The organism is Rothia sp. HMSC069C03, from assembly GCF_001811075.1.
In the GTDB taxonomy this organism is placed as follows: domain Bacteria; phylum Actinomycetota; class Actinomycetes; order Actinomycetales; family Micrococcaceae; genus Rothia; species Rothia mucilaginosa.
The window spans coordinates 75361-97195 of sequence record NZ_KZ627137.1; the positions used below are offsets into that span (position 1 = coordinate 75361).

The window sequence follows — 21835 nt, forward strand, 5'->3', positions numbered from 1 at the left end:
CGGCCCCGGACGCACACGCATCCGGGGCCGCCCGGCACCTGTCAGAACCTATTTCTTAGAGCCGAACGCCCGCGTCCACGCCCAGCGGGTCAGCACCGCCGTGCCCACCGCAACCGCCATCGGCAGCCACGCACTCGCACCCTGACCCGTAAAACCAATCAACAACGTCAACGCAGACAACGGCGCATTCATCGACACACCCAAAAATGCCGCCGTACCCGTCAACGCCGCCGCATACAACACCATCGACGCGCCACCCGGCACCCCGCCCAAACCGGGGAACGCCCACAGCACCAGCGCCGCCACACAAAACGCAGCCGCCGCACCCAACGCCAAACTCGGCGTCAACGTACCGCCATACGAACCCGAACGCAGACTCACCACCACCACGGTAGCCTTCGCCACACACAACGCCAACACATACACTGCCGCCGCCGCAGACAAGCCGTCCGCCGCCGCATCCAGAGACGCATTAAACGTGTGCTGAGTCAGCAGACGACCATTGCCCAGAATCTCCGGAAGCCACAGCGAAACCACTGCGACCAGCACAAACGACAAAGGAATACGCCATAAAAGAGAACGGTCCTTCGCCTTAATCTTCTCCGCACGCTGCGACAACGCCCTAAAACCCAACGCCAACGGAGTCAACACCGCACCCGTTAGCGCCGCCACCGTCAGCGTCGTCGCATCCAACGGAAGCTGCGGCACCGGGTACGTCGGCTCATTGACAATCACCAGATTCGCCGTGACCGTCGCCGTCCACACCGTCACCGCACCCACATACAGCGACCACAAGCTCAAACCCGCAGCCATTGCCTCCACAAGGTACACCAGACCACCAATCGGCACCTGATACACCGCCGCCAAACCGGACGCCGCACCCGCCGCCACCAGCAGGCGACGCTCACAATCACCCAGCAGCGGCGAACCATCCGGGCGAGAGCCACCCACACGCTCCAGAAAACGCGCGCACCGACCCGCAGCCAGCGCACCCAGCTCACGAGGCGCGACCTCCTTACCCACCGGGGAACCCGCACCCACCGCAACAATCTGAATCACCGAATGCGAAATCTGCCGCCACAGTGACGGCGCACGATTCTCCTCAGTAGCACCCGCAATCTGCGACTTCACGCCGACCACACGCCGACCACCCGACTGCAGGTAATACCAAACTAGCGCCACAAATGGGCCCAACGCCGCCAGCAGCAGGGCACGACGCGCCGGGTCAGCGCCGTCAGTGACCATCGGGTGATGTCCCTCAGCCTGACCGAAAGTTAGCTCCTGCATAAAATCCAGAACATAATGCAGGGCAATCGCACCCAGGCCGCTGAACACGCCCGTGACCAGCGCGGCAAGGGTCAACACCAGAAGGAGGCGAAACAAAAAAGAGCGGGAACCAGCAGGATTCTGCGGGCTATTCGAAGAAGAACCAGTATGAGAAGACATAGAAAAAGGGGTGTGCGTTGCGTGCTGTGTGTTGTTGAAGGCTTCATGCCCGGCACAAACTGCCGCGGTTGAAGTTGCTTTCATTCTACGCCTGCACTTTTGGCGGCTTATGGGCGGGCCACAAGGTAGGAAGCTGAGCCCGGCGCGTTGGGACCCGGCGCATGGCGGCACGCTGAGTGAAGCCGCCACCCAGAAAGCCCGGAAGAAGCACGAACCAGGTCACAAGCCCGTAGCCGCACCCGCTATGCTGGAAGGGTACGCCTCCACACGTCCGCCGCGCACAGCACACCGCGCACCCGCAGGGCGCAGGCACCCCATTAGGAAGGATCAACGATGACCGCAACTATTGCTTTTCTCGGCACCGGCTCCATGAACGGCTCCATCGCCGCAGGTCTGCTCGCTGCAGGCCACGACCCCGCCCACATCCGCGCCACCGTGCGTAGCGAAGAATCTCGCGCCGCCCTCGCCCAGCGCCTCGGCGACAAGGTCGAAATCATCACCACCGGCGGCGAAGCTGACGGCAACCACAAGGCAACCGCCCACGCAGACGTCGTGCTGCTCGGCGTGAAGCCCTACGGCATCGTTGAGCTTGCCCGTGATATCGCACCCGCCCTCGCGCCGAACGCTGTTGTGGTGTCCGTTGCTGCTGGAGTGACCCTCGAAACCCTCGCCGAGTGCCTTCCCGCAGGTCAGCCCATTGTTCGCTGCATGCCGAACACCCCCTCCTCCGTGGGCAAGGGTGTGCTCGCCATCTCCACCACCGACACCGTGAAGGACGAGCAGAAGAAGCTCGTCGAAGAGGTCCTGGGCACCGTCGGCTTGGTTGTTGAGGTTCGCGAAGATCAGATGGATGCGGTCACCGCCGTCTCCGGTTCCGGCCCGGCATACGCGTTCCTGCTTGCTGAGGCGATGGCAGCCGCCGGCGAGAAGCTTGGCCTGGACGCAGACACCGCCCTCAAGCTTGCCAGCGCAACCGTTGCCGGTGCGGGCTTCCTACTCGACAGCAACCCGGATGCGCCCGCCCTGCGCCGCGCCGTGACCAGCCCGAACGGCACCACCGAGCGTGCACTGAACACTTTCGTGGACGGTGGCCTCTTCCAGCTGACCGAGGACGCGATGCGCGCCTGTGCGGCACGTTCGGCGGAAATGAGCCAGCTGTACACCGCTGACGAGGACTAATCAGCGGGAATTAACCAGTGGAAACTAATCAGCGGGGACTAATACCGTCCGGTAGCATCCCTCTGACTAGATGAAACTACAGAAAAACAGCCTCCTCCCGGCAGAACGGGAAGAGGCTGTTTTTCTATGTCTATTTGCGGGCTCCTCGAAACCAGCAGAGCTGGGGAAGATAATCGCCGCAGCGCGGAAAACTGCGCTTAGGGTCGCGCCGCAAAACGCTCGATCAAATCCACCTGACCGGACACAATCAGAATGTCGCGCGAGTGAATGCGGGTGGTCGCGTCCGCGTAGGTGAAGTCCTCACCGGGGGACTTAATACCGACCACGGACACGCCGTACTTGGAGCGAATATCCGACTCGGCGAGGGTGAAGCCGTGGGTTTCCTTCGGCGGGCGCATTTTCGCAATCGCGAAGTCGTCATCAAACTCAATGTAATCCAGCAGTCGACCCGAGACGAGGTGCGCGGCGCGGCGGCCGGCATCCGCCTCCGGGTAGACCACGTGGTGCGCGCCGATACGCTCCAGAATCTTGCCGTGCGCGGGGGTAATAGCCTTTGCCCAAATACGCTCCACGCCAATGTCCACGAGGTTCGCGGTAATCAGCACGGATGCCTCCACGGAGGTGCCCACACCCACCACGGCGGAACCGAAATCGTCCGCACCCAACTGGTGCAGGGTGTCGATATCGGTCGCGTCGGCGGAAACCACGTGTGTCAGCACGCCGGACCACTTCTGCGCGAGTTCGGGGTCCTTCTCAATGGCAAGGACCTCCTTGTTCTGCAGGCGCAGCTGCGCGGCAACAGCAGCACCGAAGCGGCCCAAACCGATCACGAGGACGGGGGCGTTATGTGCACTAGCCAATGGTGGGCCTTTCTTCGGGGAACTTGTAGAGGCGGCGGCGTGAACGCATCGCCAGGCCGGTTGCGGCGGTGGTCGTGCCGATACGGCCAATGAGCATGAGCAGGCTGAGCACGTACACACCCGCAGGTGGCAGGCTTGAGGAGAGCCCGCTGGACAGGCCGCAGGTGCCGAAGGCGGAGATGACCTCGAACATAACTTCCTTGAGGTCTGCGCCGCTGATCATGACCAGGGTCGCCGCGCCGATACACACCATGGTAGCGCTCATAACAAGCACCGAGATAGCAATGCGTAGGGACGACTCGGGGATCGTGCGGTTGAATGCGACGACCTTCTGGTCGCCTCGCGCTTCGGCGAGGATGGACAGGGCAATCACGGCGATGGTAGTGACCTTCACGCCGCCCGCGGTCGAGCCGGAGCCGCCACCGATGAACATGAGCACGTCGGTGAGGAGGGTGGAGACGGGCGTGATGGTGTCCATATCGACCAGGTTGAAACCGCCTGAACGCATCATCACGGAAGCAAAGATGGCGTTCAGAATCTTATCGCCGGAGGAATAAGAACCGATGGTTGCGGGGTTATTCCACTCGAAAAGGCCCCAGAAGAACGCGCCAAAACCGAAGAAGAAGGTCGTGGTGACCACGGTCAGCTTTGCGGTCAGCTGCCAGCGGGAGGGGTGGAACGGGTTGCGCTGAACCGCAATGAATACGGGGAACCCGAGCGAACCCAGGAACACGGCGGCGCAGATGGGGCCGAGGATGAACAGGTCGTGGCCGTAGGGTACGATGCCGTCGGAGTGCGGAGTGAATCCGGCGTTGTTGAAGGCGGAGATAGCGTAGAAAATGCCATGCCAGAGAGCCTGGTGCGGTGCTTCACCGAGCGCGAGGAATCGCGGGGTGAGGAGCATGGCAATGAACGCTTCGATGGAGAAAGACGCGTACGCCACTGCTTTGACGATGCCGCCAACCTCGCCGAGTCGGCTAATGTTCAGGTCTTCCTGCGCAATGAGTTTGGTGCGCAGACCCATTTTGCGGCCGATAGCCAGCGCCAGCAGGGAGGTGATGGTCAGCGTACCCAAGCCACCCACCTGGCAGGCGAGAAGAATCATTGCCTGACCGAAGGTTGACCACTGATCCGCAGTGGAGATGGTGGTCAGACCGGTCACGGTGACCGCGCTGGTAGACGTAAAGACGGCGTGGTGTAGCGCGATGCGCTGCCCGTCTGCTGAAGAAATCGGCAGGGACAGCATGATGGTGAAGAAAGCGATGACCAGGATGAAGGCGCTGATTGCGGTGCGCGAGGGTGACGCCAGAACGGAGGAGTCGATGAAGTCGCGGAAGCGTTCGAGGGTTTTCCGGTTGAGCTCTAGCGGGTTGTGTTTGCGTTGAGCGTCAGGGCTCTCGTGGCTGTGGTCGCGCAGGGCGGGCATGCGGTCGAGCTTAATACCGGGCACGCTGGTGAGAATGCTCAGGTTTTCGGCTTCGATGCGGTCGCGGCGGCTTCGTCGAACCTGTTGATTTTGTGGTTCGGAAGTGACACCGCTGAGGGTGTCCCAGCGGCGGTTGAGCTGGCCGTGGGGGTGGTTGCGTCGGCGCCGGGTGTGGCGGATGATGCGTCCCATGCGCCTCCTTCAGCGGGTGTCTGGGTGTTGGTGTGTTGGGTGGCGGTTTGAGCCTGTGTTTAACGCCTTCTAGTGTATCGCGCCGGGTCCTGCTGAGGGGGTTGAGGCTTTGGTGGTTTGGGGGTAAATATGTGAGCTTGGAGAAGGCATGGGGTTGGTTTTGTGGGTGGAACCACGAAAACTATATATTCTGCATTAGCTATATAAGTATTGAGGGTTTGAGTGGCTCGCATATGCCTAGGATGAGATACAGGAAATCTTCATTAGATGTGATAGACACTTTATGCTTTTCTCCCTTTCAGGGCTCCATGTTGGGCTAGTGTTCAGGGGGCTTTCAGAATTTTTGAAGGTAATTTCTGTATCAGCCTCATTCTAAGCTTGAGGCGCTACTTTATATGTCATAATCGCTATATGCATTCTGATGTTTTTTCTGTCATCGCGGATCCGACTCGCCGCCGAATTGTGCGTATTCTCGCTGAGCAAACCCACACGGTGGGCGCAGTGGTTGAAAAGCTGGGCATGAGCCAGCCGACCATTTCAAAGCACCTGAAAGTCCTTCGCGATGCAGATGTGGTCTCCGTGACCGTGGAGGGGCAGCGTCGCCTCTACTCCCTGAACCCGGATGTGTTCGCCACCGTGACCGAGTGGATTAACGAGACCGTTCAGATTGCACACCAGTCCAATGAGGCGCACGTACCCGTGGCACTGCCCGGTGGCGTGACTGCATCTGCCTCCGATAAGGCGACGGCTGAGAAGACCTCTGAAAAGAGCGCTCCGAAGCCCGTAGCCGAAGAGCCCGCTCAGAAGCTTGCACTCGCTGCGGCGGCACCGACTGTAACTGCGCCGGCTGCATCCGAGAAGAGCGAAACCGCGGAGAAATCCGAGGCGACCGACTCGGAGACTCTTGCCGTTGAGGCTCCCTCCGCTGAGGAAATCGAGCAGGCACGCATTCAGCGCGCCCGCGCCCAGTACCTGACCCCGAGCGCACGCATCTACTCGCGCCCGGCGGACCAGGCATCCGAAAGCGCCACCTCCGAAGCATCTGCTGAGAAGACCACTGCTGAGCCCACCTCGCAGGAAGAGGCAGCGGATAGCACCCCGATGCGCCCCTTCACTCCCGCATCGTACGGCTACGACGCTGGGGTGACCCCCGCAGCATCTGCAACCCCCGCCCAGCCCGCTACCCCTGCGGCACCTGCTGAGGTGAAGCCCACTGAGACCACCAAGACCACTGAGGCTAAGCCTGTCGTAGCGCAGAAGCCGGTGGTATTCCCTCAGCCTGCGGCTGCGGTGTCTTATGGCACCGACCCCGCTGCAGTTGTGGGTGGTTCGATTCAGCCTATTGCTGTGACCCCCGAAGCTCCTGCTGCCGAGGAGCCCGCGGTGGCTGAGAAGACTGTCAACGAACAGCCCGCAGAAAAGGCTGAGGAGAAGCCCCCGGTTGAAGAAACCGTAGCTACTGAGAAGCCAGCAGTTGAAGAATCTGCCCCCGAGAAGACCGCCGTAGAAGAGTCTGACAAGGCTGAAGACACGTCTGAGGCTTCCTCTGAGGAGACCGAGTATCAGACCATGCCCGCCTACGATTCGGTGTACCGCCCCAGCACTGAGACGACCAGTACCGAGGCAAAGGACAACCACCGCGGTGGCCTCTTCGGCTTCCTACGTGGCCGCCGCCGCTAAGACGCGCCCTGACGCCGTTCAACCTCCGGCATAACTCATCGATAAAGCACACACACTCTCACTCACCTTTATCTAACCGAAAGACGCATTCACGTGGCTATTCATCGTAAAATTCTGCGCTGGCTCGAGAACGAACTGTTCGAGGGTAACATTCAGCTGGGCCAGGACCTGCCCAGCGATAGCGAGATTGCACGCGCTATTGGTGTGAGTCGTTCCCGCACCCGCGAGGCTCTACGCACCCTGGAAGATATGGATCTGGTGCAGCTGTACAACGGCCGCGGCAAGGAAATGCTGGTGCACCTGAGTGATGAGCCTGCCGCTGCCGCGAGTGCCGCTCTGCGCCTGCACATGTCCAGCTCGCGTTACCCGACTCGTGATCTGGTGCAGACCCGTATTCTGCTGGAAAGCTGGGCGATTGCGCGTATTGACCCGAAGACCGCCTCCTTCGCGGAGATGGACGAGGTCCTGGAGCAGATGGAAGATTTCGATCTGTCGATTCGTGACTTCCTGGAGCTTCTGTTGACGTTCCACCACCAGGTGATGCGTTGTGCCGGTAATGAGCTGCTGGTGGGTCTGCTCGCATCGGTGCGTCAGCCTAGCTTTGAGTCGATGCTGTCGCTGGTGGGTCGTATGCCGCTGTGGAGTAGCGCTGTGGAGCGTCTGCGTGCTGAGAGTCGCGCCATTGCGGAGGCTCTGAAGGCTGGCGACGCTGCGACTGCGCGTGCCATGGTGATTGGTCAGCTGCGCGGCATGTATTCCGACGCCGGTATTGACCTGGAGCAGGAGGCAACCTCTGCGAATGGTCTGCCGGGTGAGCCGATTGCTTCTGAATTTGCGCCGGTTGATGTGGATGAGTTTGCCGCTGATGACTTTGACGATTTGATGCAGGACGATGCGTCCTTCGCCGATGTGGGGGCACTTCCTGCCGCTGAGGCTCCTGTTGCGGCGTCTGCTGAGCCGACTCAGGTTCCTGCTCCGGTTTCTGCTGCGGCGTCTGCGCAGTCTGCTGACGTGGAGTATGAGCAGTCTGAATCCGAGGCTGCCCACGTTGAGATTGTCTACATTGAGGAGACGGCGTCTGAGATTCCCTCCGCGCCGACTGATACCTCTGCTGAGACTACAACTGGTGCGGATGTTTCTGCTTCTGACAGGGTAGAACGTTCCATTCCCGCTGTTGCTCAGCCCGCATCTGCTGCAGCTCATGCTGCTCCCGCGCAGCCTGCCGCTCATTCGGTGAGCCCCGATGTGCCGCTGAGCTTCGGTACCCCGCGCCGCAGCACTCCGGTAGCGCAGACTGCCCCCGCTGCTTCTGCGGCTCCGGTATCTGGTGTCCAGGCGCCGGCCTCCCAGACTCTCGCTTCCCAGCCCCTCAGCTCGCAGACTCTCAGCTCCCAGACCCCCAGCGGTCAGTTGCCGAGCGTCCCTGATGCTTACGCGCAGGAAGAGGCTGAGAGCCCCGCGAAGGTTCTGCGTGCTTCTACGGCGGCTCCGCGTCGTCGTAGCGGTCAGATTATTTCTCCGGTGCGTGCGACCATCATTAAGCCCGTGGATCGCAGTAAGGTGCTGACTGCGCCTGCCCGTACCGCCCGTCCTGCGGCTGTTGTGACTGCCGCGGCGCCTGCGGAGTCTGAGTCGGCTGAGAAGGTTCTGCGTGCACCTGCGCGCCAGGAGGCGCCCGCTGCTGAGCCTGCTGAGCCTACCCGTCTTGAGGCGGCTGCGACCATTCACGATACCTACGAGAAGCTTCCGCATGATGAGCCGGTGCAGGAGCGCGGCGGTATCTTCTCGAAGATGAAGCGTTTCTTCGGTGTGGATGTGTACGAGCCTGAGCATGACGAAGCGCAGGAGAGCGCCGAGAAGAAGCAGGTTCTGAAGGCTGAAACGAAGCCCGAGTCCCAGCCTGAGCCTCAGCCCGTCATTGATGAGGAGGCGCTAGCTCGTGCCGAGGCTGAGCGTGCTGAGCGTTTGAAGGCGTTGCACGCGGCGGTTGAAGAAGAGGCTGCTGAGGAAAGCGCCATTGAAGAGGTTTCGGTGGAAGAGCCGGTTGAAGAACCCGCTGAGGCTTCTGATCCCGCGCAGGAATCGGTAGAGGCCGCCTCCCCGGCTGAGGAGAGTACTCCTGATGCTGCTGTAGCTTCTTCCGGTTCGGTGCTGTCTCATGGCGGTGCTAAGGGCTCGAAGAAGTCGAAGAAGAAGCGCCGTTAGGGCTACCGAATCCCCGTTTTCGCCCCGAGATATCCTCAATATACCCGCGGGAAAAGCGGAAATTCAGGGAAAAACTCCTGAAAAGCCGCTCTCGAATGGTGAAAATGGGGGTAAACCTAGTACTCTAGGTAGGTAGCGCTCTAAAACGCAAGGGTATTTCTGTGCCTAAAATGCGTTTTGGATCGGTTATACCGGTATAAATATCCCCGGGTAGCTACCGAGTCGAATGGCTCGGCCGGGTACGAGTAAAGTGAGGAAATCCTATGGGTTCCGTTATCAAGAAGCGCCGCAAGCGTATGTCCAAGAAGAAGCACCGCAAGCTGCTTCGTAAGACCCGCCACCAGCGCCGCAACAAGAAGTAAATAGACTTCTTTCGCCCCGCCCTCCGTATGGAGAGGCGGGGTTTTTGCGTTCCTACAGTTTTTGCGGGCCGGGTTTTGTATTTGTAGAGGGTATGTGCGGGTCACCTGTTTGGGGCGCGGCGCGCTATCTGAGAGACTGGGATTATGACTGAAACTTCCACCATTAAAGTTCACCTCATGCGTCACGGCGAGGTGCACAACCCCGAGCGTATCGTGTACGGCCGTCTGCCCGGCTACCGCCTGTCCGATAAAGGCCAGCAGATGGTGCGTCTGAGCGCTGAGGAGTTCGCGGCTCGTGCTGAGCGCGGTGCCCGTTTCGTGCATCTGGTCTGCTCGCCGTTGCAGCGTACCCGTGAGTCTGCCGCCCCGGTTGAGGAGCTGCTGTGCCTGACCGCGCAGCCGGATGAGCGCGTCATTGAGGCGGATAACTACTTTGAGGGTCTGCATGTGAACGCGCAGGAGCTGCTGAGGAACCCGCGTCACTGGACGAAGCTATACAACCCGGCGCGCCCCTCCTGGGGTGAGTCGTACCTGGATCAGATTCGCCGTATGGCTGCGGCTGTTCAGGATGCGGCGCGTACCGCCTACGAGCGCGGCGGCGAGGGTGCGGAGGCGATTATTGTGTCGCACCAGCTGCCGATTTGGATTACTCGCCTGGGCGTTGAGGGCCGCATGCTGCAGCATGACCCGCGTGCCCGTGAGTGCAACCTGGCGTCGATTACGACTCTGGCGTTTAGCACCACTGATTTTGAGCATGAGATGCCGCATTTTGTGGGGTATTCGGAGCCAGCGGCGCCGCTGTACGGTGGCGTGATTCAGCTACCCGGTAGCTAAAACATCCGGTAGCTAGTTCCTGAAGCTGTTTTTGAGCATAGAGAAGAGGCTGTGAGCCCATCCGTTGCGGATGCGCTCACAGCCTCTTGCTGTAAACCTTGAGGGCGCACGAGCTGCAAACCTAACTGTCCTGACTAGTTCTGCCCGTTACCCTGATTCGGCGTGCCGTCCTCAGGATTCTTATGCTCGGGGTCCTGCTTGTTGTTCGATTCTGCTTCGCGGCTGCGGCGTTCGCGTTCTGCTTTTGCTTTGAGCCAGCGCAGGTACTCTTCATCGTCGTCGGGGGAAGACACCGAGGGCGCCGGGGAGCTGCGTCGCTGACCGAAGCCGGGGCGAGGAGTGCCTGCTGCGGGCTGTGCTGCTGGCTGTGCCTTGGGGCGGCCCAGGATAAGCCACATGAGCGGGCCCACCACGGGGAAGAGCAGGGTGACGAGAACCCACAGCCACTTGGGCAGGGTTCGCGCCTCGTGTGCGGGGGTGCGGACGGCGTCCAAGAGGGTGTAAAGGGTCAGCCCCACGATGAGGGCGGCGCCGCCAATAATCAGCATGGCTCGAATCATAAGCACTACTATGACATACCGCCGCGTTATTGCGGAACTATGAACCGGGTGCCCGCCAACGGCGTAATGGCACGGTAAAAGAGCCCGATGCGAGGTAGTGCAGAACCGGAAGCCGGCTTAGTAGCCGGTGAATACCTGAACCTCGTGGCTAATAATATCCAGCGAGCCCAGCCACACGGCGAGGGCAAGAATAACCGAGTACACGAGCGCCACAATACCCGCCTGCTTGAGCACGGGAATCAGGTCGCGGCCGCCGCGCGTCCATACGGTCACGCAGGAGTGGATGGTCGGGCCGACCAACAGGAAGATCAGCAGGAACCAGGGGTTCTCATCGAGCAGGAGTACGCCCAGACCCAGTGCCAACGCCATCTCCACGATGTAGGTGATGCGAGACCAGCGTTCGCCCAGGCGGACCGCCATGGTCAGCTTGCCCGCCTCAATGTCGGTGGGAATGTCACGTACGTTATTCGCCATGAGCAGCGCACAGGAAATCAGACCAATGCCGATAGCACCAACCCAGCCGAGCAGGGTCAGGGTGTGTGCCTGCGTGTAGAGGGTGCCCAGGGTCGCAACCAGACCAAAGTAGACGAAGACGAACACGTCGCCCAGGCCCATGTAGCCGTAGGGGTGCTTGCCGCCGGTGTAGCCCCACGCCGCGAAGACGCTGGAGGCGCCAATCGCCAGGAACCACCACTGGTTCGCCAGAGCCACCAGGGCAAGACCGGCAAGCATCGCCAGGCCGAAGCAGGCGAAGGCGGCGTACTTGACGGAGCGGGGGCTTGCCACGCCGGAACCGACGAGGCGTAGCGGACCCACGCGGTCTTCGTCGGTGCCCTTGATGCCGTCGGAGTAGTCGTTGGCATAGTTCACGCCGACCTGCAGGAAGAACGCGACAAGGAACGCCAAGAACGCGTAGAGCGGCTTGAATTCGTTGACCTCGTAGGCGGCAGCTGAGCCGGCAATAATGGGGGCGACGGCGAGCGGCAGGGTGCGCAGGCGAGCGCCTTCAATCCATTGGGCGGCAGTTGCCACGGGGGTTCCTTCCGGGTCTAAATGCGTATGATGCGTGGGTTTTGTGCGTGACGGTCAGGGCGTGCGGGCGGCTGCGTGTGCGGGGTGAAAACCCGCGGATGAGCCTGCTTTAGCCCTGACGGTAGTCTCTGTCCAGGATACTGTATATTTCTGCGCGGTCCGGCTTGCCGGTGCTGGTGAGCGGGAAATCCGGCAGGATGCTCAGCTGCTTGGGGGCGGCGGGGGCGCCGAGCTTTTCGGCGCAGCGGGCACGCAGCAGGGCGCAGAGTTCTTCGTTCAGGGCGGGGCGATTCTCGGTAGGTGCAGCCGCTGCACCGGCAGAAGGTACGAGCGTGACCGCGGCGGCAATGGCTGTGCCCCAGCGGGCATCGGGCAGGCCGACTACGCAGGCTTCGCGTACGGCGGGGTGCTCTTCGAGGACAGTCGCCACGGCGCGGGCGGAGATTTTTACGCCTCCGCTGATGAGTACGTCGTCGCTGCGGCCGAGCACCTGCAGGCGTTGCTCACTACAGTTCTTGTTGCTGTCGGGAGCTAATAGACCGTAGTCGTCGGTGCGGTACCAGCGGGTGCCGTCGGCGGCGGTGAAGAAATGCTCGGCGGTGCGGGCGGCGTCGCCAATGTAGCCGCTGGCGAGGTGCGCGCCGCTGATCCAAATACGACCCACCTGTGCGGGCTTCCCACCGGTATCCGGCACGGCGGGCATACCTTCTTCGGGTACGAGCTCCACCCTCACGCCGGGCAGTACGGAGCCGGAGTAGACGCATCCGCCGGCGGTTTCGGCACTGCCGTAGGTGGTCACCGTGTTCAGCCCCAGGGCGGTGGCGGCGGCGAGCAGGTCGGCGCTGGCGGGGGCGCCTCCGAGCAGGATGCCGGTGAAGGAGCTGAGCGTCTCATGAATTTCAGCGCCCAGGTGCGGATCGGTGTCCGCGCTTTCGAGCAGCTTATGGAGCTGGGTGGGCACCAGGGAGATAAACCGGCGTGCCGAGCTCATGCGCTCAACCGCCTGCAGGAACACCTCGGGGCTAAAGTGCACGGGCTCAATGACGGAGCGGGCAATGACCGGGGCGGTGCCTGCGAGCACGGAGCGGGCGAGCACCTGCGCGCCAGCAATATAGTGCGCCGGAAGAGCCAGGAGCCACTGCGATGCCGCATCGGAGTTTGAGTCGAAGAAGCGTTCGGTGGCTGCCGCACTGGCGGCAAGAGCTCGCGCGGTCAGCGCGGTGCGTTTGGGGGTTCCGGTGGATCCGGAGGTTCCCACCACCAGGGCGATAGGCCCCGCAGCCGCATCCGCCGCGTACCCGCCCAGTAGCTGCTCAAAGGCACTCAGCATGGCGTGAGGGTCGGCGGGTTGATTGGCGCGCACCTGTACCGCCTGCGGGTGCAGGGCAGCCTCCTGCGGGGCGGGTGAGGGCATGAGCCCGGGTGCGGGGGTGTTCATCATGGCTAAATCCTTAGCGGCTGTTTGTAGCGGCTGCGTGCTGTTATGCGCCGGCGTCATATGCCGGTGTCATATGCCGGGGCGGCATCAAATGCGCCGGAGCCGGATTCTTAGCTGAGGTTCTCAGGGTTGAATCCGGCTCCGAGCCTATGCATCTGAAACTACTTCTGTAGAAGGGGCTGTCTCTTAGAAGTAGTAGGGGTAGTTGGACCAGTCCGGGTCACGCTTCTGCAAGAACGCGTCGCGACCCTCCACGGCCTCGTCGGTCATGTATGCCATGCGGGTTGCCTCGCCGGCGAAGACCTGCTGGCCGAGCATGCCGTCGTCGGGCAGGTTGAAGGCGTACTTGAGCATGCGGATTGCCTGCGGGGACTGGCGGGCAATGTGCGCTGCGTATTCCAGGCCCTTGTTCTCGAGCTCTGCGTGGGGGACGACGTCGTTGACTGCGCCCATTTCGTACATGCGCTGTGCGTCGTATTCCTTGGCGAGGAAGAAGATTTCGCGGGCGAACTTCTGACCCACCTGGCGTGCGAGCAGCGCCGAACCGTAGCCTGCGTCGAAGGAACCGACGGTTGCGTCGGTCTGCTTGAACTTACCGTACTCTTCGGAAGCGATGGTCAGGTCAGCAACCACGTGCAGGGAGTGGCCGCCGCCTGCAGCCCAGCCGGAGACGAGGGCGATAACGACCTTAGGCATGGTGCGGATGAGGCGCTGCACTTCCAGAATGTGCAGTCGGCCTGCGCGTGCCGGGTCAATGCTTTCTGCGGTGTCGCCGCTGGCGTAGTGGTAGCCGTCGCGGCCGCGGATGCGCTGGTCGCCGCCGGAGCAGAATGCCCAGCCGCCGTCCTTGGCGGAGGGGCCGTTGCCGGTGAGCAGCACGGTGCCTACGTTGGAGGTCATGCGGGCGTGGTCGAGGGCGCGGTAGAGTTCGTCCACGGTGTGCGGGCGGAATGCGTTGCGGACCTCGGGGCGATCGAATGCGATGCGCACGGTGGGCAGATCGCGTAGGATTTCGCCGTTTTCGTCGCGCTCAACCTGGCGGTGGTAGGTGATGTCGGTGAAGTCTTCGAAGCCTTCGACGACGCGCCAGTCGGCGGGGTTGAAGATGTCCGAGACCTTTTCGGGAAGTTGTGCAGTCATAGACCCTATTCTACGTTGCCCGGGCATATATGAAGGCCCGGACCGCGTGTGTGCGGCCCGGGCCTTAGAGATTGGGTAAGGAACCTTACCCGGTCTTGGTTACCTAGGGGTTACTTGACCTTTGCGAGCTCTACCGCGCGGTCGAACTCTTCGTCAATGACCTGGTTCTTCTTGTAGGTGACCAGGGAGACGATGATTGCGACCAGCATTGCCGACGCGAAGCCGGGAACCATTTCGTAGAGCACGGACTTCATCGGGCTCTGGCCCCATGCGAATGCCACAACGGCACCGGTGATCATGGAGGCGAGTGCACCCTGGGTGGTCAGCTTACGCCAGTAGAGGGAGAGCAAAACGGTCGGGCCGAATGCCGAACCGAATCCAGCCCAAGCGAATGCGACCAGCTGCAGAATGGAGCTGTTGGGGTTCCATGCCAGGGCACCGGCGACCAGTGCCACGATTGCCACGCCTGCACGGCCGAGCCACAGGGACTTGGATGCGCTGAGCTTCTTCGAGGAGAAGATGCCGTAGAGGTCCTCCACCAGAGCGGAGGAGCACACGATCAGCTGCGAGGAGAGGGTGGACATAATTGCCGCCAGAACCGCAGCCAGAATCAGGCCCGCAATGAGGGGGTGGAACAGAATCTGGGAGAGGTCCAGGAAGACCGACTCAGCGGTTTCCGGGTTGGTGAGGGATGCTTCGGGGTGGCGTGCAAAGTATGCGATACCCATGAATGCGCCGCTCAGTGCGCCGAACACGGTCAGGACCATCCAGCTGATGCCGATGCGGCGGCCGGACTTAGCGTCTGCGGGGGTGCGCAGCGCCATGAAACGCACGATAATGTGCGGCTGGCCGAAGTAGCCCAGACCCCATGCGAGGGACGAAACGATACCGGCGAAGGTGGTGCCTGCGAAGAGGCTCAGCGCATCGGGGCTTACCTGGCTGATGGACTCAACCACGGGGCCCACGCCGCCGAGGTCAATAATGGTGACGATCGGAACGGCAATGAGTGCTGCGAGCATGAGCAGGCCCTGAACCATGTCGGTGTAGGATGCGCCCATGAAGCCGCCGAAGAAGGTGTAGAACACGGTGATGCCTGCCAGCAGGAGCATACCGGTGTGGTATTCCTGTCCGAAGGAGGACTTGAAGAACAGGCCGCCGGACACCATGCCGGAGGAGACGTAGAAGGTGAAGAACACCAGAATCACGACGCCGGAGACGATGCGCAGCACGCGCTTGGTGTCATGGAGGCGGTTGCTCAGGAAGACAGGGACGGTCACGGCGTCGCCTGCTACTTCGGTGTAGCTACGCAGTCGCGGTGCCACGAACTTCCAGTTGCACCATGCGCCGATGGTCAGACCGACGGCGAGCCACGCCTGGGAGAGACCGCTGAGGTAGACGGCGCCGGGAAGACCCATGAGGAGCCAACCGGACATATCGGAGGCGCCCGCTGAGAGAGCGGCGACGGTGGGGGAGAGCTGTCGCCCGCCCAGCACATAGTCGTCAAGACTGTTGTTTTTGCTATTTGCCCATAGGCCGATTGCGATCATGGCAACAAAATAAATCGCCAGCGCGATGACCTGGTATGTACTCGCGGCCATAATGTTCCTTCTCTCCTGGTGATAGTGTGCGCCTGTGTGTATTTATGCGCTACCCCATAACTTTATGAGTGGCATAGGATACAGTCTAGGCTTTGAAGGGCTGAAAATAAAGTCTGTTTGACGTTTAGGAATGAGAAGCTGTGGAATAAATATGTGTTTGCTGTGTAAATTTTGTGGTCGTACAGGTGGGGTGCTGTGGGAGCGTGTGCGAAAAAGTGCCCGAAAAATCCCTGGATTTCAGGGTTTCGGGCACTTGAGTGAAAGATATGTAGTTGAAAAGCAACGCAAACGCTCAATGGCATATGCATCTAAAACGAATTAAACGAAAAATTTAAAAGCCGTTCGGAGTGTTGAACTGTTACACAACAATGTCACAGAGGCTTAGAGATCCCTCACGACCCATGGCTCAGAAGCCATACGAGCCGGGTCAAAACGCTCCAAAATCGCCGCCGCATTAGGCACCGGAACATCCGCGGAATGGGCGGAGCCATCAGCGTTATACACCGGAATAGACGCGGCAATCCAACCCAAAATCGTCGGAATCTCGACACCCGCCTCGCGCAGCTGCGGCAGGGTCACCGCACCGTCACGCTTCGCCAGGCGCTTACCCCCCTCGTTAAGCGCCAGCGGCACGTGAGCGTAACGTGGCTGCGTCAAACCCAAAAGCTGCGCCAAATACGACTGGCGAGGCGCCGAAGGGAGCAGATCATCACCGCGCACAATCTGCTCAACCCCCACAAATGCATCGTCCACCACCGAGGTCAAGTTATAGGCGTAGGTGCCGTCATTGCGCACCAGCACAAAATCATCCACCAGCCCCGTGTAAGCACCGTAAAAATCATCCTGCACCGTGTAGCTCGTGCACTCGGCACGCAGACGCAGAGCCGGCGAACGCTGAGCACGGCGCTCCTCCCGCTGCGCTTTGCTCAGCTCACGGCAGGTGCCCGGGTATGCGCCCGGCGCACCGTGCGGGGCGCTCGACGCCTCCTGAATTTCGCGGCGGGTACAGAAGCACTCATAGACGAGGTTTGCCTCGCGCAGCTGCGCAAGCGCCTGCTCATAGGCAGCAAGGCGCGTGCTCTGGTACAGCACACCTACTTCCTTGCCCTCGGCGCTTTCGCTGCCCTCAACGCGCTCTGTCGGGGCACCGGCTGCCGGGGTACCAGGGCTTGCATCCCAATCCAGACCCAGCACCGCTAAATCAGCAATCTGACGCTCTGCGGCACCCGGGCGCACGCGATCTAGATCCTCCACGCGCAGATAGAAGGGTTTGCCACCGCGGCGAGCCATCGCCCACGCCAAAATAGCGGTACGCAAATTGCCCAGATGCAAATCCCCCGAGGGGGAGGGGGCGTAGCGTCCGGTACCGCTGGGGAAAGGCAGGTTCGAAGGGGTGGAAGACGAGGTCGGGGAAGAAGTCATACTCCTATCCTATAGGGGTGTTAGATGCGGGTTAACCGTGCGCACGACTCTAGGTTGAGTGGCATCGTGGCATAAATATTGCTTCTACGGATGCGCGCCGGACTTTTCGAGGGGCTCCTTTGGCGATGATGTGCTGTTCAAACAAGCCGGAGAGGTTGATAAGGCTCACCACTTTCTTGTTGCTAGAGATAAGTTTGCGCAAAATAATGCACTTTCATTGCCTTGAATTGTTACCGAACCGTAAATTTCTGTTCTCTGAAGCCCGAATAACTCCTCAGCCGCTAAAAATTCCAGTAGGGTTGTATCTATGGCTCGTACTATTGAACTCGCAGACGGCGTGTACCGCATTGCGACCGACAACTACCGACTGAACACCGGCCTGGTCCTCGGACTGGACCGTGCACTAGTCGTAGATACCGGCGCAGGTCCCCGTCAGGCAACCGAAATTTATGATGAGGTTCGCCGTCTCACGCGCCTTCCTATTACCGTTGTAAACACTCACGGACACTATGAGCGTTTCTTCGGCAACGATGTTTTCGCGGCAATGGGTACCGAAGAATTCTGGGCGCATCCTCGCGCCGCGCGTGCAATCCGTAAATACGGTGAGGCGCAGCGTCCCTACGTCGAGACGCTGGAACCGGAAATGGCACACAATCAGGGTGCCGCCACCAATATTGTTGTTCCCAACCGCCTGGTCGCCAATAGGGGCGACGGCATCACTTTCACCCCCATCGACCTGGGTGAGCGTAGCGTAACCCTCATGTACATGGGTCCCGGCCACACCGACGGTGACATTATGGTCGGTGTTGAGGACGTGCTGTTCATGGGCGGTCTGATTGAAGAGGGTACCGACCCCTACTTTGAGGATTCTTTCCCCGACCGTTGGATTGATACTCTCGGTGCCGTGCTCGAATTTGATCGCTACCGCGTGTTTGTGCCCGGTAACGGTGAGCCGGTAGACCGCACCTTCGTGGAGCGTGAGCGTAACACCATGGTGACCGCTATTGAGTCGATTCGTTCCTCCACTTTAAATCGTGATGACGAGGCGACGACCGCGGCAATGTATAAGCTGCCGTATGCACCGGGTGCTACGCGCTTCCTGCTGGATCGTTTGGCTCAGCTTGAAGGCGCACCAGTAGCGGCGTACCTGGAGGCGGATCACCCGGATACCAGTGGTTTCACGGGTCCGATTACTCTGGGTCAGGCTTCGTACTAAAACCCCGTATGCAATATGCCTCATGGGGCACAAATACAGGTGAGGGCTGGTTTCTATGATAGAAACCAGCCCTCACCTTTTATATACCCATAACCTTAGGGCACGTATTTAGCGCTGAACGTACTGGGCGTGCATTGCCTCGCAATCAGCTGCCAAAGAAGCCGGGACTTCACCCATTGCCTCGCACAGCTGCACGAAACGATGACGCCAATCCAGGTGTTGCAGCGCCTGACGAATCTGCAGCTCACCCTGCGCCGGAGTCCAGCGGGAGACCGCATCGGCAACCTGCGCGAGGCCTGTGCGTGCATCCGCGTGATCAATGTCGATGGTTGCGCCATCCCAAAGAATTTCACGCACGGTGGTGGTGTTCGGAACCTTGCCGACCACGGTCACGCCCGAAGCCAGGGCGTCGGTCCAACGACCGGTGATGTACTCCTTGGTCGGGTGAGTGTATGGCGCCGGGCTGACCGAAGTGGAGAACGCCAGCAGGAACTTCGCGCGGTTCAGCGAATCCTGCAGGTGCTGAGCCGACTCGCGGTCATTTGCACCGAAGGGCGGGCGGCCCTTAAAACTCAGACCCAGCTCGCCGGCGAGGGCGGCGGTCGCCTCGTCATCTTCGTAGGCGGCGGGCTGACGGCCCACGCGCAGCAGGTCGGTGCTCTTCGAGCCCAGCGCAGCCAGACGGTCAGAGAAAGCACTCCAAACATCCGCACCCCAGGGCAGAACGCCGGGAGTCTTCACGCCCGCGGCAGTCCAGGGCTGAACGTCGTCAACGTCCGCAACGAAAATACGGTCGTAGGTGGAGGACTTAGCCACCGCGGGAATACGGTCATCCCAGAAGCTATCAATCACCCAGCCGTAGATTGCGCCGTAGCGGCGGAACGCGAAGGAACGCTGCGAAATGGCGTACAGCTGACCGGGATCAGAAGCAATCACCAGGCAACGCTTGGAGCCGCCCTTGAGGCGGGGCAGACGCGCCAGAAGCTTCGTTTCCTTGCTGAGGGATGCGCCCACATCCACGGTGTGGACGGTACCGCCGGTGTAGCGGGCGAGAAGCTCCGCCATGGCGTGTACGGGAACCCAACCGGCTCCGGAGGGGACAGCAACAATAATATCGAGTGAGCTCATGAGAATCCTTGGGAGCAACGCCCGCCGCAGGCACCGGGCTCACCGGGGTAAAACCTCGGGTCGCGGGCGGTGTGCATCAGCGGCGAGAGCGTGAATGTCAATAAATGATAGATAGGGTGCCTTGCGTCAGCAGGCGCGCAGAAAAACGCGAATGCAGCGGCGAGTGAAACCGCTACAACCGGCTAGCTTTCAGCCACGGAAGGCTACGGCACAGGTAGTTTTCAGTATATCGGTCAACCCTGCGCACGGGGCTTAGCCTGCAGCCTTTAGAAACGGCTTTAGGGCGTGTGAATGCGCACCTCAATGCCCGATTCGGTACCAAAACCGGCAGCCATGCGCGCCAGATCAGTATTCGGGGCGGCAACCACCGTGAAGAAACGATTCACAGCGGCGGTGAACTGCTTCTGACGAGCCATATCGCCGTGTTCAAGGGTCGTGAAAATACCGCCGCCGGCATCGTCAAAGACCTCAACCCGCAGTTCGGGCAGAAGCTCAGTATTCGGCAGGTTTAGTGAGGACACATCGTGCTGGAAAGTCAGGTCACCGCACAGCAGGGTCACCGGCAACGCGGCGCCGCCAATGACCGGGCGGGAGTTCTCATCCACGCCGGCAGGGTAGTAGCCCGACAGGGACACACCAATAGCGGTCGCAATCGTGCCGTCAATACCGGCAAGACCGCGATTAGCAAACACGCGCGCGGGGGCGGGCTCGCCCAGGGCGGGGGCTGCCGCATCCAAATCACGCACCAGGTTTGAGGATCCCAGTACGAGCAGGCGGCACTGAGCCACCGCATCCTGCCAGACGCGGCGGGCGTAGGAGCGGCCAGCGGTGCGGTTGCGGTAATCGGTGTAGTCAACCGAGCTCTCGGCATCGGGGTGTTCGTAGGCGGCAATGGCGTGCAGGCACTCATCCTGTAGCTTGCGGGCGGGCTCAACCCACTGCTCTAGCCAGCTCAGCTCGTCCACCAGCTCATCAGCGGTAGCAGAGGATGCGCACGCAAACTCGGCGAGCTCGTGCGGGGTCGACAGTTCCACGAAGGAGCGGGCGCCCGGCTCGTACCAGCTGGCGCGGCGCGGGGTGTAGAACGCGCACTGAATATCTTCGCGTTCCAGCAGCGCCGTAATCGGGCGCGAAAGCGTCGGGTGGCCGAAGAGCACCACACGCTCAATCTGCGCGGCGGGGGCGAACGAATCATCAGCGAGCAGCTGCGGGTAGTGAGGAATGGAGGTTACGCCGTGGCGCGCCTCGGAGGAAGGCTCCGCGAACAGCGGCAGGTTCAGCACGCGCGCGAACTCCGCCGCAAACTCGCCGGCACCGTCAGCGGCAACCACCACGGTGCGGTGCGCCGGAGTGAACTCCGCAAGGTCCGCCTGCGCCTCCAAAGAATCCAGAAGCCAACGCTGCTCGGCGCTGGAGAGCCCGGAACCCTCAGCGTGGACGGCGCGGGCGCGGCCCTCAGCCTGCGGGTCGTAATCCTCCAGCAGGCTCTGTGCCCACTGCGGCAGCATCTGCGCAAAACGACCCGAGGGGGTCAGCGGCGTATCGAAACAAATGTTCAGGTGCACCGGGCCAATCGGCTCGGCAGACTGCTTGCGCCAGTGCTCGGCGCTACGACCGGTCAGCGCATTCAGGCAAGCGGCAAAAGCCTGAGTCTGCTCGCCCTCCACCTGCTCGGGATAGGAGGTCAGATCGGCTTCAGCACGCACAAAAGGATGGAAAAAACTCGCCTGACGGGTCGTCTGATTCACACCGCTACCGCGCAGACGCACCGGACGGTCCGCGCTCAGCACCGCTAGGGGCACGCCGGCGTGGTACGCCTCCATGACGGCGGGCACGTACTCGCCCAGTGCCGTACCGGAGGTGCACACCAGGCCTACGGGCTGACCGGATGCCTTGGCAATACCCAGGGCGGTAAAGGCTGCACTTCGCTCGTCCACGCGCACGTGCGCAATGAGCGCGCCGGCTTCAGCGGCGGCGGCAATAGCGTACGCAAGAGGTGCGCTACGGGATCCCGGAGACACGACAACATGCCGCATACCGGCACGAATCAGCGAATCGAGCACGGATACTGCGGTGAGCATGGCGGGGGTTGAGCGGTTTTCAGTCACCGTACCATT

General features: G+C 61.2%; 17 protein-coding genes. 6 read left to right on the forward strand and 11 right to left on the reverse strand.

The genetic code is table 11. The features are described 5' to 3' along the window. Window positions 1-48: 48 nt before the first annotated feature. The gene (locus HMPREF2779_RS04465) at window positions 49-1446 is read right to left on the reverse strand and encodes a chloride channel protein (RefSeq protein WP_070685813.1); all 1398 of its coding nucleotides are present in this window, start codon (window positions 1444-1446) and stop codon (window positions 49-51) included. Window positions 1447-1779: 333 nt separating this feature from the next. On the opposite strand from HMPREF2779_RS04465, the gene proC reads away from it, so the two are divergent. Continuing rightward, window positions 1780-2625, forward strand: a complete 846-nt coding sequence (proC, locus tag HMPREF2779_RS04470; RefSeq protein ID WP_105360934.1) for a pyrroline-5-carboxylate reductase — start codon at window positions 1780-1782, stop codon at window positions 2623-2625. A 197-nt stretch (window positions 2626-2822) separates the two neighbouring features. On the opposite strand, the gene HMPREF2779_RS04475 is transcribed toward proC, so the two are convergent. After that, on the reverse strand, window positions 2823-3485 hold the full coding sequence (locus HMPREF2779_RS04475) for a potassium channel family protein (protein ID WP_070685809.1): 663 nt from the start codon (window positions 3483-3485) through the stop codon (window positions 2823-2825). Continuing rightward, window positions 3478-5103: a TrkH family potassium uptake protein gene (locus HMPREF2779_RS04480; protein WP_105360935.1), complete on the reverse strand. Its 1626-nt coding sequence runs from the start codon at window positions 5101-5103 to the stop codon at window positions 3478-3480. The genes HMPREF2779_RS04475 and HMPREF2779_RS04480 overlap by 8 nt, the downstream gene beginning before the upstream one ends. A gap of 411 nt (window positions 5104-5514) precedes the next feature. On the opposite strand from HMPREF2779_RS04480, the gene HMPREF2779_RS04485 reads away from it, so the two are divergent. From HMPREF2779_RS04485 to HMPREF2779_RS04500, 4 genes are all read left to right on the forward strand, one after another. Continuing rightward, entirely contained in the window at window positions 5515-6783 is a 1269-nt protein-coding gene (locus HMPREF2779_RS04485) for a metalloregulator ArsR/SmtB family transcription factor (RefSeq protein ID WP_070685805.1), read from the forward strand. Window positions 6784-6876: 93 nt separating this feature from the next. Next, window positions 6877-8988: a FadR/GntR family transcriptional regulator gene (locus tag HMPREF2779_RS04490; RefSeq protein WP_070685803.1), complete on the forward strand. Its 2112-nt coding sequence runs from the start codon at window positions 6877-6879 to the stop codon at window positions 8986-8988. Window positions 8989-9251: 263 nt separating this feature from the next. Continuing rightward, on the forward strand, window positions 9252-9350 hold the full coding sequence (locus tag HMPREF2779_RS04495; protein ID WP_005504750.1) for a 30S ribosomal protein bS22: 99 nt from the start codon (window positions 9252-9254) through the stop codon (window positions 9348-9350). Between the two features lie 144 nt (window positions 9351-9494). Beyond that, window positions 9495-10184 (forward strand): histidine phosphatase family protein, encoded by a 690-nt coding sequence (locus HMPREF2779_RS04500; protein ID WP_070685801.1) that lies wholly within the window; start codon window positions 9495-9497, stop codon window positions 10182-10184. A 134-nt stretch (window positions 10185-10318) separates the two neighbouring features. Here the strand turns inward: HMPREF2779_RS04500 and HMPREF2779_RS04505 are convergent, their stop codons facing one another. The 6 genes from HMPREF2779_RS04505 to gluQRS form a co-directional block, all read right to left on the reverse strand. After that, window positions 10319-10744 (reverse strand): PLD nuclease N-terminal domain-containing protein, encoded by a 426-nt coding sequence (locus tag HMPREF2779_RS04505; protein WP_070685799.1) that lies wholly within the window; start codon window positions 10742-10744, stop codon window positions 10319-10321. 117 nt (window positions 10745-10861) lie between these two features. Then, a complete protein-coding gene (locus HMPREF2779_RS04510; protein WP_005508295.1) occupies window positions 10862-11776 on the reverse strand; it encodes a 1,4-dihydroxy-2-naphthoate polyprenyltransferase in 915 nt (304 codons plus the stop codon). A 109-nt stretch (window positions 11777-11885) separates the two neighbouring features. Continuing rightward, window positions 11886-13217 (reverse strand): AMP-binding protein, encoded by a 1332-nt coding sequence (locus tag HMPREF2779_RS04515; protein WP_070685797.1) that lies wholly within the window; start codon window positions 13215-13217, stop codon window positions 11886-11888. Window positions 13218-13400: 183 nt separating this feature from the next. After that, on the reverse strand, window positions 13401-14354 hold the full coding sequence (locus HMPREF2779_RS04520; protein WP_005508297.1) for a 1,4-dihydroxy-2-naphthoyl-CoA synthase: 954 nt from the start codon (window positions 14352-14354) through the stop codon (window positions 13401-13403). A 110-nt stretch (window positions 14355-14464) separates the two neighbouring features. After that, a complete protein-coding gene (putP, locus tag HMPREF2779_RS04525) occupies window positions 14465-15952 on the reverse strand; it encodes a sodium/proline symporter PutP (protein ID WP_105360936.1) in 1488 nt (495 codons plus the stop codon). Between the two features lie 381 nt (window positions 15953-16333). Then, window positions 16334-17374 carry a tRNA glutamyl-Q(34) synthetase GluQRS gene (gene gluQRS, locus HMPREF2779_RS04530; RefSeq protein ID WP_070685792.1) on the reverse strand — a complete coding sequence of 347 codons (1041 nt, stop codon included), beginning with the start codon at window positions 17372-17374 and terminating at the stop codon, window positions 16334-16336. Between the two features lie 307 nt (window positions 17375-17681). On the opposite strand from gluQRS, the gene HMPREF2779_RS04535 reads away from it, so the two are divergent. Then, a complete protein-coding gene (locus HMPREF2779_RS04535) occupies window positions 17682-18590 on the forward strand; it encodes an MBL fold metallo-hydrolase (protein ID WP_070685790.1) in 909 nt (302 codons plus the stop codon). Between the two features lie 108 nt (window positions 18591-18698). Here HMPREF2779_RS04535 and HMPREF2779_RS04540 read toward each other — a convergent pair whose 3' ends face one another. Together HMPREF2779_RS04540 and menD are read right to left on the reverse strand one after the other, a co-directional pair. Further along, a complete protein-coding gene (locus tag HMPREF2779_RS04540) occupies window positions 18699-19718 on the reverse strand; it encodes a glycosyltransferase (RefSeq protein WP_070685788.1) in 1020 nt (339 codons plus the stop codon). A gap of 278 nt (window positions 19719-19996) precedes the next feature. Next, a complete protein-coding gene (gene menD / locus HMPREF2779_RS04545; protein ID WP_105360937.1) occupies window positions 19997-21826 on the reverse strand; it encodes a 2-succinyl-5-enolpyruvyl-6-hydroxy-3-cyclohexene-1-carboxylic-acid synthase in 1830 nt (609 codons plus the stop codon). Between the last annotated feature and the right edge of the window lie 9 nt (window positions 21827-21835).